General features: G+C 72.5%; 13 protein-coding genes. 2 read left to right on the forward strand and 11 right to left on the reverse strand.

The annotated features are described in order from the left end of the window. Positions 1-65: 65 nt before the first annotated feature. The 8 genes from VFZ92_RS01235 to VFZ92_RS01270 all read right to left on the reverse strand — a co-directional run bounded on the left by VFZ92_RS01235 (position 66) and on the right by VFZ92_RS01270 (position 8082). On the reverse strand, positions 66-989 hold the full coding sequence (locus VFZ92_RS01235; RefSeq protein WP_330873759.1) for a carbohydrate kinase family protein: 924 nt from the start codon (positions 987-989) through the stop codon (positions 66-68). Continuing rightward, complete coding sequence (locus VFZ92_RS01240; RefSeq protein ID WP_330873760.1) at positions 989-2293, reverse strand: alpha-glucosidase/alpha-galactosidase; 1305 nt, start codon at positions 2291-2293, stop codon at positions 989-991. The genes VFZ92_RS01235 and VFZ92_RS01240 overlap by 1 nt, the downstream gene beginning before the upstream one ends. After that, positions 2294-3118 (reverse strand): class II fructose-bisphosphate aldolase, encoded by an 825-nt coding sequence (locus tag VFZ92_RS01245; RefSeq protein ID WP_330873761.1) that lies wholly within the window; start codon positions 3116-3118, stop codon positions 2294-2296. Positions 3119-3121: 3 nt separating this feature from the next. Further along, positions 3122-4006, reverse strand: coding sequence for a 1-phosphofructokinase family hexose kinase (locus VFZ92_RS01250; protein ID WP_330873762.1), 885 nt, complete (start codon positions 4004-4006; stop codon positions 3122-3124). Between the two features lie 5 nt (positions 4007-4011). After that, the gene (locus VFZ92_RS01255) at positions 4012-4929 is read right to left on the reverse strand and encodes a sugar isomerase (RefSeq protein ID WP_330873763.1); all 918 of its coding nucleotides are present in this window, start codon (positions 4927-4929) and stop codon (positions 4012-4014) included. A 122-nt stretch (positions 4930-5051) separates the two neighbouring features. Then, positions 5052-5873 (reverse strand): carbohydrate ABC transporter permease, encoded by an 822-nt coding sequence (locus VFZ92_RS01260; RefSeq protein WP_330873764.1) that lies wholly within the window; start codon positions 5871-5873, stop codon positions 5052-5054. Beyond that, positions 5870-6811, reverse strand: a complete 942-nt coding sequence (locus VFZ92_RS01265; protein ID WP_330873765.1) for a sugar ABC transporter permease — start codon at positions 6809-6811, stop codon at positions 5870-5872. The genes VFZ92_RS01260 and VFZ92_RS01265 overlap by 4 nt, the downstream gene beginning before the upstream one ends. Beyond that, on the reverse strand, positions 6808-8082 hold the full coding sequence (locus tag VFZ92_RS01270) for an ABC transporter substrate-binding protein (RefSeq protein ID WP_330873766.1): 1275 nt from the start codon (positions 8080-8082) through the stop codon (positions 6808-6810). Before VFZ92_RS01270 ends, VFZ92_RS01265 begins: the two co-directional genes overlap by 4 nt. A gap of 236 nt (positions 8083-8318) precedes the next feature. On the opposite strand from VFZ92_RS01270, the gene VFZ92_RS01275 reads away from it, so the two are divergent. Beyond that, complete coding sequence (locus VFZ92_RS01275) at positions 8319-9155, forward strand: endo alpha-1,4 polygalactosaminidase (RefSeq protein WP_330873767.1); 837 nt, start codon at positions 8319-8321, stop codon at positions 9153-9155. Between the two features lie 3 nt (positions 9156-9158). On the opposite strand, the gene VFZ92_RS01280 is transcribed toward VFZ92_RS01275, so the two are convergent. Then, positions 9159-9974, reverse strand: coding sequence for a hypothetical protein (locus tag VFZ92_RS01280; protein ID WP_330873768.1), 816 nt, complete (start codon positions 9972-9974; stop codon positions 9159-9161). A 48-nt stretch (positions 9975-10022) separates the two neighbouring features. On the opposite strand from VFZ92_RS01280, the gene VFZ92_RS01285 reads away from it, so the two are divergent. Next, positions 10023-10643 carry a hypothetical protein gene (locus tag VFZ92_RS01285; RefSeq protein ID WP_330873769.1) on the forward strand — a complete coding sequence of 207 codons (621 nt, stop codon included), beginning with the start codon at positions 10023-10025 and terminating at the stop codon, positions 10641-10643. 46 nt (positions 10644-10689) lie between these two features. On the opposite strand, the gene VFZ92_RS01290 is transcribed toward VFZ92_RS01285, so the two are convergent. Next, positions 10690-12000: a ThuA domain-containing protein gene (locus VFZ92_RS01290; RefSeq protein ID WP_330873770.1), complete on the reverse strand. Its 1311-nt coding sequence runs from the start codon at positions 11998-12000 to the stop codon at positions 10690-10692. Positions 12001-12257: 257 nt separating this feature from the next. Beyond that, complete coding sequence (locus VFZ92_RS01295; RefSeq protein ID WP_414719779.1) at positions 12258-13274, reverse strand: hypothetical protein; 1017 nt, start codon at positions 13272-13274, stop codon at positions 12258-12260. Between the last annotated feature and the right edge of the window lie 34 nt (positions 13275-13308).

Here is a 13308-nt window from a genome sequence, read left to right on the forward strand (position 1 = left end):
TCATGGCGAATGCCCGTATCGTCGCCCCTGGAGCCGAAACACGCACCGTCGGTGCTCGCTATCGGTCAGATCACCGCGACCAGGCGGGCCAGCTCGATCGCCTCGGCCATGGTCGGCTGCGTCGCGGTGCCGCCCGCGCCGCGGGTCGACAGCGCGCCCCCGGCGCAGCCGAGCGCGAGGGCGTGCCGGACGTCCCCTCGGTCGAGCCACCCCGCGAGGAAACCGGCGTCGAACGAGTCGCCCGCGCCCACCGTGTCCACCGGGTCGCGCGCCGGTGGCCGCGCGGTGATCGTGGTGCCCGCGTGCAGCGCCACGCAGCCGCGCCCGCCGACCTTGACCACCGGCGACGGACCCGCGGCGGCCAGCGCCACCAGGGCGTCGTCGACGCCGTCCGCGCCGCTCAGCGCCACCGCCTCCGCCTCGTTGGGCAGGACGAACGTGCTCGCCGCGAGCAGGCCGGGCGCGAGCCGCCACCGCCCGGACGGGTCGTGGTTGGTGTCGAGCGAGGTCGACGCGCCGGACGCCAGCACCGCGCGGAACAGCTCGGGCAGACCGGCGGCCAGGCGGGGCTGGAGGAAGTAGGACGCCGAGTGCACGTGCCGCGCCGGGACGAGGCGGACGTGGTCGGGGCCGAACTCCGGGAGGCAGCCGGGCGCCGTCAGGATCGCCCGGTCCCCTCCCCCGCGGTTCAGGCAGACGGTGAGCGCGGTGGGCAGCGCGTCGTGCCGGACGCACGCGCTGACGTCCACGCCCGCCGAGGAGAGGACGTCCAGCACGAAGTCACCGGCGGGGTCCCGGCCGACCATCGCGGCCAGACCGGTGGCGAGGCCGAGCTTCGCGGCGCCGTGCGCGACGATCGCGGCCGACCCGCCGAGCGCGAGCAGACCGTGCTCCACCAGCGTCTCGGCCTGGCCGTACGGCGGCTGGTCGGGAGCGCCCGAGACCAGCACGTCGGGGTTGGCGTCCCCGATGACCAGCAGGTCGAGCATCACGTCCCCCGCAGGGCCGGGGGCAGCAGGTCGCCGTGCGCGGCGGTCATCGCCGCGCACAGGTCCCAGATCTCGTCGAGGGTGAGGGCGGCGGCGGTCGCCGGATCGCTCATCGCCGCGTGGCGGACGTGGGCGGGGTCGCCCAGCACCGCCGCGGCCACGGTCAGCTCCACCACGGAGAGGAAGCTCCGGTTGAGCGCGGCCAGCTGCGGCGGCAGCGCGCCGACGCGGTGCGGGTGCACGCCCAGCCGGTCGAGCGTGGCGGGCACCTCCACCGCCGCTCCGGCGGGCAGGTTGTCGATCAGGCCGTGGTTGGCGGTGGTCACCTGGATGGTCCGGCGCACGCCCGTGACCAGGCTGTGCACGACCTGCGGCGCGTACTCGACGGCGTCCTCGTCCGGGACCGGCGGCGGCGCGCCACCCGCGGCGATCCGGTCGCGCAGCCCCTCGTACTCGGCGAGGTTCGCCGCGCTGGTCCCGACGTAGTCGCGCACGGGGATGCGCAGCCGCTCGACCTCGGAGTCGTGCCGCAGGTACCAGGGCACGTACTCGGAGGAGTGCTCGCTGGTCTCCGTCGGGTAGCGGCCGAGGCGGCGGTAGAGGTCCACGCGCACCCGCCGGGCCAGCTCGGGGTCGGCCTCGATCGCGGCGTCGAGCGCCGGGTAGAGGTCGCGGCCCCCGTGTTCCCAGCGCAGGATCCAGGCCTGGTGGTTGACGCCCGCGGACAGGACGTCGACCTCCTCGTGCGGGACCCCGACGAGCGCGCTGAGGTCGCGGACGGTCCAGTGGACCGAGTGGCACAGCCCGACGGCCCTCACCCGCGGCGCGGTGGCGGCCAGGTACTGGAGGTTCATCGCCATCGGGTTGGTGTAGTTGAGCAGCCACGCGTCGGGGCAGACCGCGAGGACGTCGGCGGCCAGCCCGTCGAGCAGGGGGAACGTGCGCAGGGCCCGGAAGATGCCGCCGATGCCGAGGGTGTCGCCGATCGTCTGCCTGATCCCGAACGACTCGGGCACGTCGAAGTCGGTGAGGGTGGCGGCGTGGCCGCCGACCGCGACCATGTTGATCACGAAGTCCGCGCCGTCCAGCGCCTCCCGGCGGGACGACGACGCCAGGACGCGGGGTGTCGCGCCGCACTGCTCGGCGGTGTGGCGGGCCAGCGCCTCGGCGACCGCGAGCCGTTCGCCGTCGATGTCGTGCAGGGCGATCGTCGCGTCGGCGAGTTCGGGGAACGACAGGAGGTCGCGGAGGAGCTGGCGGGTGAACTCGACGGAGCCCGCGCCCACGAACGCGATGGTGACCATCTACCGACCTTCCAGTACGCGGATGAGCCGAGCGACCTCGGCGGTCATGGCTTCCCGTCCGGCGCCCAGGTAGCGCCGGGGGTCGACGAGCACGGGGTCGTCGCCCAGACCGGCCCTGATCGCCGCGGTGAAGTACTTGTTCAGCTGGGTCGCGATGTTGATCTTCCGCATCCCCGCGCGGACCGCTCGGGCCAGGTGCTCGTCGGACACCCCCGACGAGCCGTGCAGCACCAGGGGCACCGGGACCGCGGCGTGCAGCAGGGCGATGAGGTCGAAGTCCAGGGCGGCGTCGCGGGTCAGCATCGCGTGCGACGAGCCGACCGCCACGGCGAGCGCGTCCACCCCGGTGGCCGCGACGTACCGGGCGGCGTCGTGGGGGTCGGTGCGCGCGCCCGGTTCGTGGACGCCGTTCTTCCCGCCGACCTCCCCGAGTTCGGCCTCCACCGCGACACCGCGCCCGTGGCAGCGGCGCACCACCTCGGCGGTGCGGGCGACGTTCTCGTCGTGCGCGAGCGCGGACCCGTCGAACATCACCGAGCCGAAGCCGAGGTCGACGGCCTCGCGGACGAGGTCCTCCGACGTGGCGTGGTCGAGGTGCACGGCCACGGGTGCCGACGCGGCGGCGGCGATGGCGAGCGCGGCGCGGCCGATCGGCGCGAGGGAACCGTGGTAGCGGACGGCGTTCTCGCTGATCTGGAGCACCACGGGCGCTCCCGTGTCCTCCGCGGCGGCGGCGATGGCCTCCGCGTGCTCGATCTGGATCACGTTGAACGCGGCGGTGGGCGCGGACCTGCCGAGCACCTCCCGGAGCGGAACCAGTGGCATCTTCTAGTCCTCGGTGACTCGTCGCGGCAGAACGGACGCCTTGCGGCTCTCGTAGAAGTCCCTGTCGAAGTCCCCGGCCAGCGGGGAGCGCACGGCGGCGGCCGACAGCGCGACCGCGTTCGCGAGGCGCTCGGGCCACGGCAGGTGCCAGCAGGCGACCAGCGCGGCCACGGCCGCGTCCCCGGCGCCGGTCGGGTTGCCGACGACCCGCTCGGGCGGCGTCGCGGTCCACACCCCGGCGCGGGTGTAGGCGGTCATCCCGGCGGGGCCGTCGGACACGAGCGCGGCGTCCGCGCCGAGCGCCAACGGGTCCAGGTCGGTGGCCGCTCGCAGCTCCAGCCTGTTCGGGGTGATCACCGCGGGTCCGGCCGCGGCTCCGGCCGCCAGGGGCGGGCCGTCGGCGTCCAGCAGCACCGGCACGTCGCAGGCCCGCACGAGGGTGGCGTAGGCGTCCGGCGGGACCCCCCTCGGCAGCGAGCCGGAGAGCACCACGAGGTCGACCCCGGCCAGCAGCGCGCGGTAGTGGCGGACGAACCCGGCCCACTCCGGCCCGGTGACGCTCGGTCCCGGCTCGGCGAACACCGTCGCCTCACCGGACCCCTCGACGACCGCCACCGTCCGGCGGGTCTCCCCCGCGATCGGGAACATCGCCTCGGGAACGTCCGCGTCGGCGAGGTCGGCCGTCAGCCGCGCGCCCGAGCAGCCGCCCACCAGCCCGGTCGCGACGGCGTCCACGCCGAGCCGCCGCAGCACCCTGGCGACGTTGACGCCCTTGCCGCCCGCGCGGACGGCGGGCGCGCCGACGCGGTGGGTGGTGCCCGCGGCGAGCCGGTCGACCGGGTAGGTGACGTCGAGGGCCGCGTTGAGGGTGACCGTGAGCGTCCGCACGGCGATCAGCCGGTGCCGCGCAGGATGACCGAGCGGGTCAGGTGGCGCGGGGTGTCGGGGCGCAGCCCCCGGCCCAGCGCGACCTCCACGGCCAGCCGGTGGACGGAGACCAGTTCGGCGAGCGCGTCCCGGTCGCGGGCGACCCACAGGCCTCCGGTGGCGCGGACCTGCCGGTCGAGGCCGTCGGGCGGCGTGCCGAGCACCCAGACCGCCGAGCGGTCGTCGGTGATGGCGATGGGTCCGTGCCGGTACTCGGCGGCGGGGTAGGACTCCGCCCAGCTCAGGGACGCCTCGCGCATCTTGAGGGCCGCCTCCGCCGCGAGACCGGTGGTCCACCCGGCACCGAGGAAGGTGAACTGCCGCCGCTCGGCGACGCCTGCGGGCAGCGGTTCGGCCAGCGCCAGCTCGGCGTCGGCGACGACGCGGCCCAGGTCCTCTCCGAGGTGGGCGCGCAGCAGCGCGACCGCCGTCGTGGCGAACCTCGTCTGGACGACGGACCGCTCGTCGGCGAAGTCGAGCACGACGACGGCGTCGGCCAGCGCCACGACGGGGGTGTCCGGATCGGCGACGACCGCCGTGGTGGGCACGTCCGCGCGGAGCCGGTCGAGCAGTTCCAGGACCTCGGTGGTGGTGCCGGAGCGGGTGAGCGCCACGACGCGGTCGTAGGCGCGGCCCGCGGGCATCTCCGAGGCGGCGAAGGCGTCGGTCTCGCCGTGGCCCGCGTCCTCGCGCAGCCGGGCGTAGGCCTGGGCCATGAACAGCGACGTGCCGCAGCCGACCACGGCGACGCGCTCGCCGCGCCGGGGCAGGGCCGCCGCGGTCGCGGGGTCCGCGGCCACCTCGACCGCCCGACGCCAGCACTCCGGCTGGGAGGCGATCTCGCTCGTGGTGTGGAGGTCTCCGGACTGAGGCTGTGCGCGCATGAAAGCTTTCTACCACGATCGCTCATAACCAAGCAATAATCATGATTGTTTGACGAAATACCTGGTCAGGGGCATGCCGATGGCCGGAACGGGCGGTGCCCGTTCCGGCCTGGTCGGTGCGGCTACTTGATGCCCACGGAGGCCACGGACCGCACGAAGAACCGCTGCGCCACGAAGAAGACGACCAGCACCGGCAGCTGGCTCAGCACCGTTCCCGCCATGAGCTTCGGCCAGTTCGTCGTGTGGGCGCCCTGGAAGCTCTGGAGTCCGATCTGGACGGTCATGTTCTCCGGGCTCTGGATGGCGATCAGCGGCCACAGGAAGTCGTTCCACGTCTGGAGGAACGTCAGCACGGCCAGCGTGGCGAGCGTCGGGCGCATCAGCGGGAGCAGCACCTGCGCCAGGATCCGCAGCCGACCCGCGCCGTCGATCCGCGCGGCCTCCTCCAGCTCCCTCGGCACGGTCGTGAAGAACTGCCGCATGAGGAACACGCCGAACGCGGTGGCCAGGTTCGGCGCGATCAGGGCTCCGAGCGTGTCGGTGAGGCCCACCGAGCGGACCATGATCAGCAGCGGCAGCATGACGATCTGGAACGGCACCATGAGCGTCGCGAGGATGGCGACGAAGACCACCCTGCCGCCGAGGAACCGAACGCGCGCGAAGGCGTAGCCCGCCAGCGAGCAGAGCACCAGGTTGCCCACGACGCAGACGACCGACACCACGGAACTGTTGAGCAGCCACGATCCCAGCGGGGCGTCGCGCAGCGCGGCGGCGTAGTTGCCCCACTCCAGGCCGCTGGGCAGGCCGGGTGGGAAGCGCCGCGACTCCGCCTGCGTGGAGAACGACACGAGCACCATCCACACCAGCGGCGCGATCATGACCAGCGAGAGGGGCAGCAGGAGCAGGTGCAGCGCGCTGGGGCGGCGCGACCGGGGCGTGGTCATCGGACCTCGAAGGACGACGTTCGGCGGTTGAACCGCAACTGGACGACGGTGAACACCAGGACCACCAGGAACACCGCGCAGCCGATCGCCGCGGCGTAGCCGCCGTCGAAGCTGACGAAGGCCTCGTTGTACAGGTGGTGGACGAGCAGGGTGGTCGCCCGCAGCGGGCCGCCCTTGGTGGTGACGTACACCGCGTCGAACAGCTGGAGACCGTTGATCGTGAGCCACACCAGCAGGAACCCGGAGGCGGGGGCGACCTGCGGCAGCTCCACGTGCCAGAACGACCGGAGCCGCCCGCACCCGTCGAGCGCGGAGGCCTCCACCAGGTCCTCGGGCACGTTCTGGAGCGCGGCCAGGAAGATGATGACCGCGAAGCCGAGCCAGCCCCACACCGTCATGCCGACCACGGCGTACAGCGCTTGACCGGGGTCCTGGAAGAAGCCCTGCTTCGGCAGGCCCACCCCCTCCAGCAGCGCGTTGATCAACCCGAACTGGGGGTTGGCCAGCCAGCCGAAGACGATCCCGGTGGCGACGGTCGAGGTCACCAGCGGCACGAACACGGCCATCCGGTAGAGGGTGATGCCGCGGACCGGCTGGTTCAGCAGCACCGCGATCGGCAGCGCGAGCGCCATCGTGAGCGGCACGAACAGCGCCGCGTAGAGCAGGGTCCGGCGCGCGGCGTCCCAGAACAGCGGATCGGCCACCAGCTTCGCGTAGTTCTCGCCGCCCGCGAACGTGCCGGGCGAGGTGAGGTCGGTGTGCTGGAGGGAGAGCACGAACGACCACACGACGGGCACCAGCCCGAACAGCCCGATCAGCACCACCGCGGGAGCGGCGAACCCCCACCCCGCGAGGTGGTCGGCCAGGCGGGTCCGGGAGCGCGGCGGGCGCTGGTCCCGCACCGGCGCGGGCGGCACCGGGGCGAGCACGGCGGTCACGAGCCCGCCAGGATCTGGTCGACCTCGGCGCGCGCGGTGGCCACGGCGGCGCCCGCCTCCTCCTTGCCCAGCAGCACCGACTGCACGGCCGTGCCGAGCGCCTGCGAGATCTTCGGGTACTCGGCGGTGTTCGGCCGGGCCTTGTCCACGTTCTTCGCGAGGTTGTCGACGAACACCGTGGTGCCGGGGTACTTCCGCTCGAACTCCGCGTAGCCGGGCAGGGTCAGCTCCGACCGCCGGATCGGCAGGTGCCCGGTCGCGGTGGCGAACTCCAGGTGGACCTCCGCCGACAGCAGCCACTTCAGGAACGGCCACGCGTCGGCCTTCCCCGACTCGCCGAACACGACGAAGGCGTCCGGTCCGGCGATGGTGGCGTGGGTGACCTTCCCCGGCAGGAACTGCACGCCGTAGGACACGTCCTCGTTGATGGAGCCGAGGTCCCAGGGGCCGGTCCACAGCATCCCGATCCGGCCGGAGTTGAAGAGGTTGAGGTACTGCTGGTCGCCGGTGTCGAGGTATACGGACCTGTCCACGACGGCCATGTCGTGCAGCAGCGACATGGCCTGCCTGCCCGCGTCCGAGTCGAACGCGGCCGTCTTCCCGTCCGGCGACAGCAGGTCGCCGCCCGCCTGCCAGAGCAGGGCGAGGTACCGCCAGACCGTGTCCTCGCTGCCGTCGTTGACGTACGCCCAGCCGTACCGGTCGTCGTCGGGCGCGGCCAGGACCGCCGCGGCGGAGCGGAAGTCGTCCCACGTCCACGTCTCGGTCGGGTAGGCGAGCCCGGCCTGGTCGAACAGCGTCTTGTTGTAGACCAGGGAGAGGTTGTCGACTAGCGCCGGGACGCCGTAGACCTTGCCGTTCACGGTCGCGGCCTCGCGGCCGGCCGGGAACAGGTCGTCCCAGTCGAACTCCGCGTCGTCGCGGACCGTGGACGTCAGGTCCTGCGTCTGCGGCCGGTCGGCGAGCCCGGTGAGGGAGGAGCCGAACTGGTAGGCGACGGCCGGCGGCTTGCCCGACACGAAGGAGGCCAACGTCTTCTGCAACGCACCGTCGTTGCCGCCGTTGAACACCAGCTCCACCTGCCGGTCGGGGTGCTGCGCGTTCCAGCGCGCGGCGAGCGCGCCCAGCGCCTCGGCCTCGCGGTCGGTGTAGCCGTGCCACACCAGGACCTTGTCGCCGCCACCGGGAGCGCCCCCGCAGGCCGCGGTCAGGGCGAGCGTGGCGGACAGGATGAGGGCCGCCCTCCGACTCAGTCCGCTCCCCTGTGTCATGGAGGCCTCCCACTGGTGCTTGGTTTTGGTTGAGGCGAGTCACGCTAAAGCAGAACCGCTCATAACAGCAAGAGAATCGGGGTAAAAGATCACGATCGTTCATCGAGAGTGCTTGAACGATCACCCTGCCACGACAGGCTTCCGAGCTGACTAGGGGTGTTCAACCGTGACAGCGTTGTAGTTTAATCGCTCACAAGCTTGCACGAACTATGAGCGATTAAGGAGCTTGTCGCCCTATGGCATCCCTGGTCACAGCACTCGGCAGAGCAGCCCTGGCGGTGGCGGTGGTGGCCGCGTGCGCCACCGCGGCACAGGCCCGTCCGGGTGAGGTCACGGCCCAGGTGGAACTCCCGCCCTCACCGGCCGTGCTGGACTACCAGCTCGGGGCCGCCTACGCGCCCCCGGCGGGGGTCACCCTCGTGACGCGCGACAGCACCGCGACGCCCGCGCCGAACATCTACACCATCTGCTACGTCAACGGTTTCCAGACGCAGCCGCAGGAGCGCGACCTGTGGTTGCGGGAGCGCGAGGACCTCCTGCTGTCCGACTCGCGGGGCAACCCGATCATCGACCCCGAGTGGCCGGACGAGTTCCTCCTGGACACCTCGACGGCCGCCAAGCGGACCCGTCTGGCCGAGATCACCGGGGCGGTGCTCCAGCGGTGCGCGCAGCGCGGGTTCAAGGCGGTCGAGATCGACAACCTCGACTCCTACGGCCGGTCGCGCGGCAAGCTGACGGTCGACCACAACCTCGCCCACGCCACCCTCCTGGCGCAGCGCGCCCACGGCCTCGGTCTGGCGATCGGCCAGAAGAACTCGGCCGAGGAGAGCAGGCGCGCCCACGACGAGGTCGGCTTCGACTTCGCGTTCTCGGAGGAGTGCCACTACTACGACGAGTGCGGCAGCTACAGCGACGTCTACCGCGAGCACGTGATGAACGTCGAGTACACCGACAACCTGCGCGGCACGTTCGAGGACGTCTGCGCCGATCCCCGGAGTCCGGCCACCACGACGCTGCGGGACCGCGAGCTGGTCGGTCCGGACAACGGCGACCACCGGTTCGACCACTGCTGACGCCTACCCGAGCAGCTCCGCCACCGCCGCCTCCGCCGCGGCGCGCGCGTCCTCGGCCGACCCGAGGCGCTGCTCGGCCTTCTCCAGCGCCCGCCCCGCCTGCTGCGCGGCCTTCTCGGCGGCCCTGAGCTCCGCCCGGAGGTCGTCGCGCTCCCGCAGCAGGCGCGCGTGCTCCGCTCCGGCGGACTTCACCTCGGCCCGGCAGCCGTCGATGCGCTCCTCGGCCTCCTCGACGGCCTGCCGGGCCTCCGCCAGCCGCCGCTCCCGGCGCTGCTCGCGGCGGGCGGACAGGTCGTCCGGCGCGGGCGGCTCGTCGGTCATCGGCCCGAACCCGGAGTACTCCAACGCCTTGGTGAGCCTGCCGCTCCGCACCTGGTCGGCCATCCCGGCGTCGGCCATGGCCGCGGTGAACGTGTCGCGCACCTGCGACAGGGCCTCCCCTGCGAGACCGCCCGCGCCGTCGGCGGCCAGTTCGGTCAGTTCGGTGACGAGTTCGCGCCGCCGCCGGTCCAGCCGGCGCAGCTCGCTGCCGTGCAGCCGCCGCTGCGCGGCGCGCAGCCTCTCCCCCAGCTCCACCGCCTCCACCAGCACCGACGAGCCGGAGCGGACCAGTCGGTTCACCGCCCATGCGGCCACGGTCGGCCTGCGCAGCGCGCCGATCGCCTTGGCCACGCCCTTGTCGGCCGCCGCGGCGGCGAGGCGGGCGCGGGCGGCCACGAACTCCGCCGGCGGCAGGGCGTACAGCTCGTCGGCGGCCTCGTCGACCCGCGGTGTGCTCGTGATGGGACCAGTCTGCTCAGAACCGACGGCACCCGCCATCCGTAGTACGGGAAAAGGGGTGAGTCGTGACGAGCGGAGGAGCAGCCGATGAGCGTCCACGGCGTGGAGGACCTGGTGCCGCTGCGAACGGGCTTCGACCTGAGCTGGCGCGGCTACCACCGCGAGGAGGTCGACGACTACGTCCACGGCCTCGAACACGACCTGCGCGACCTGGCGGCCGACCGCGACGCCTGCACGGCCCGCGCCGAGCACCTGGCCGAGGTGCTGGAGCGCTCCCAGGCCGAGGCGGCGACCCTCCGCGCCGAGCTGGACCGCGTCTGCTCCAGTCCCCTGGACACCGAGGTCCTGCCATTCCGCCTGTCCGTGATGGTCGAGGTCGCCACCGCCGAGGCCACGTCGGTGCTCGACCACGCACGGGCGTGCTGGCGCGCGGCCCAGGAGTCGGCGGCGGCGCTGCGCGCCCACTACGACCGGCTCGGTGAGGACACCCGGCGGCAGCGCGCGGAGATCGAGGCGGAGCGCGAGTCGGTGATCCGCGTGGCGCGGGTGCAGGCGCGGACGATCGTGGCCAAGGCCGAGGCGCGCCAACGGGAACTCGACGCCGAGGCGGAACGGGCGCGGGAGCGGGTGGAGCTGGACTTCAAGCTGGCCATGGACCAGCGGCGCGCGGAGGCGCTGCGGGCGCTGGCCGAGGGCAGGCTCGACTGAGAGCGCGGGGAGCCGCCCGCGGAACACGGACGGCTCCCGTTCGCGATCAGCTCCGCTGGGTGAGCCTGAACGACTGCGAGGCGGAGCCGTTGCAGGTCAGCTGCACGAGTTGCACGCTGTCCGCGCCGGAGCCCCCCGGCACCGTCAGGCACTTGCCGCTGAGCCTGCTGGTGAAGTGGAAGTAGCCGTCGGCCTCGGCGACCGGTCGCCACTGCTGGTTGTCGCCGCCGCCGTAGGCCCACAGGTGCAGCGCGGCGTTGTCGGCGGTGGAGGTGTTGCTGACGTCGACCACCTGCGCCGCGTTGCCGCGGTTGTTGATGCGCACGAACCCGCCGCTGGTGGGCGCGAACTGGTACTGCTGCGCGAGGGTGGCGTTGCAGGCGTACTGCTGGACCGCGGTGCCGTTGGCGGTGGCGGCCGAGCGCGCGTCGACGCACTTGGAGCTGCCCCGGTTGGTCACGGCGTACCAGGCGGTCGGCGAGATCTCACCGGGCGGGTCGGTGGGCGGCGTGGAGGTCGCGCCGCCGAGCCAGAGCAGGCCGTCGACGATGAAGCGGTTCTGGACCTCGCTGTCGAACGTGGAGGAGAGGCCCTGGTTCGTCTCGTAGTTCATCGCGTTGTGGCCGAAGTTGGCGTAGAGCATCCGGTAGTTCTTGTTCGTCCACATGATCGGGTAGTAGCCGCTGCGCCACTGCTGGTTCGGGTCGGTGCCGAGCGGGAAGCTCGACGGGTCGACCGACGCCAGGACCTTGATGTTCGGGTTGGTCCGCAGGTCGTTGCTCCAGGAGTACCACTCGCTCACCGCGGAGGTGAACGTCGCGGGCAGCCTGCTGGTCGACGGGTGGGTGCGGTCCTCGACCTTCAGCACCGCGGTGGTCGGGCCCCAGGTGTTGCTGCGGAACGTGCCGGAGCCGAGGAAGGTGTTGTTGAACCACGGCCAGTTGTTCGCGTTGTCGGTGTAGGCCGAGACGTGGAACCCGAAGTAGCCGCCGCCGTTCGCGATGTAGTTCTGGAACGCGGAGCGCTGCGCGGCGCCGGTCGGGGCGTCGTCGAGGAACATGACGACCTGGTACTGGGCCAGGTCGTTCGCGTTGAGCATGTTCCAGTTGGTCGTGGCGGTGTAGGTGAAGTTGTTCTGCGCCGCGATCTGGGGGAAGCGGACGTTGGCTTCCTTGACCCAGTTGATGTGGGCGGCGTCCCAGGTCCCGTTGTAGAAGGCCAGGACCTTGAACGCGGGCGCCGCCTGCGCCTCGACGCGGCCGAACGCGGGGCTCAGGACCACGAAGAGCCCCGCGAGCAGCAGGGCGACCATCTGGACGAACGTGCGTTTTCTGCTGGAACCGGCACTCGTGCTCATGCAGGGGCCTTTCGAGGGGGTTCAGGGAGACAACCGCCGGCAGGGGGCGACGATCGGCGGCCCCGCACAAGCCCGCACGGGCATGCTCCCTGAACCCCTTGGGGTGTCTCGGGTCCTGCTGAGGACATCGATGTCTCCCCAGGCGGGTGCATGACGATGCGGGCATCGGTCGGGCACCCTAAGACAACCCAATTCCAGGCCTTAATTCAAGCCCTAAATTTAACCGTTCGGATCTGGTGCGGCACTCCGCGTGGTGCTCAGTTCCGTCCGTCCTTGTGCGGGGACGTCGGGAAGAACCCCCCGCGGGGAGCGGGCAGCGGCGCCACCGGAGGAGGCGCGGGGGCCTCCATCATCGCGCTGGCGTCGAGGTTCAACGGGCGCAGCCGCACGGGCTCCGGCTGCTCCTGCCGACCGCGGCCCCCACCGCGCTGGGCCGACTGCTGGGCGGCGACCGGACGGCGGTCGGCGCGACGCCTGCTCTGCGGCGGCGGACCGACCGGTTCGATCGTGGTCAGCGTGCTGCTGGCGGGCATCGGCTGCGGCGCCTGCTTGCCGCGCCTGCCGCTGCCCCGAGGCGGGTCGGCCACCGGCCTGGGTGCGGGCGGTGGTGCCAGGTCGCGCTCGGGCTCGATCCGGCGACCGCGCCGGTCGACCTCGGGCGCGCGCCTGCGGGTCCTCGGCGCGTTGATCTCCGGTGCCTTCGACCGCTTGCGCGGCTGCTTCGGCTCCGACGGCGCACCGTCGTCACCGCCGCCCTTGCCCAGCAGCGGCGGGAGGACCCACGCCGCGAGGCCGGTCATCGCGAAGCACAGCACCAGGATGCGCACCAGCGGCGGCACGTTCGGCAGCATCTTCACGGCCATGCCGTTGGCCACGATCACGGCCCCGAAGAAGACGACGAACACGAAGACCGCCAGCACGACCCGGCGCTTGCCCTTGCGCGGGCGCTCCGGGCCGTAGCCGCCGTCGTCGTCGGCGTACACCGGCGACATCGACTGCGCCGTCGACTGGTCCAGCGGCGTGACGCCGTTGGAGAAGGTGACGCCGATCTGCATCGAGTACTTCTGCATGTAGCGGCCCCAGCGGGCGTTGGACGACGAGCGCGCCCAAGCGTCCGCGGCGGCCTCGTCCGTGAAGCGGCAGACGATCTGCCACACCCGGTCGTCGTCCGGCGAACCCGAGACGGAGCCGCCGAGGCAGCCGGGCGACCGCTGCGCGGCGCTCACCAGCCCCCTGGCTCCGACCGAGAAGTCCGACAGACGTCCTTGCGCCACCTTGTGCGAGGTGGTGAGCAGGACAGGAGGGTTC

This window comes from Umezawaea sp. (assembly GCF_036375055.1).
Lineage (GTDB): Bacteria > Actinomycetota > Actinomycetes > Mycobacteriales > Pseudonocardiaceae > Umezawaea.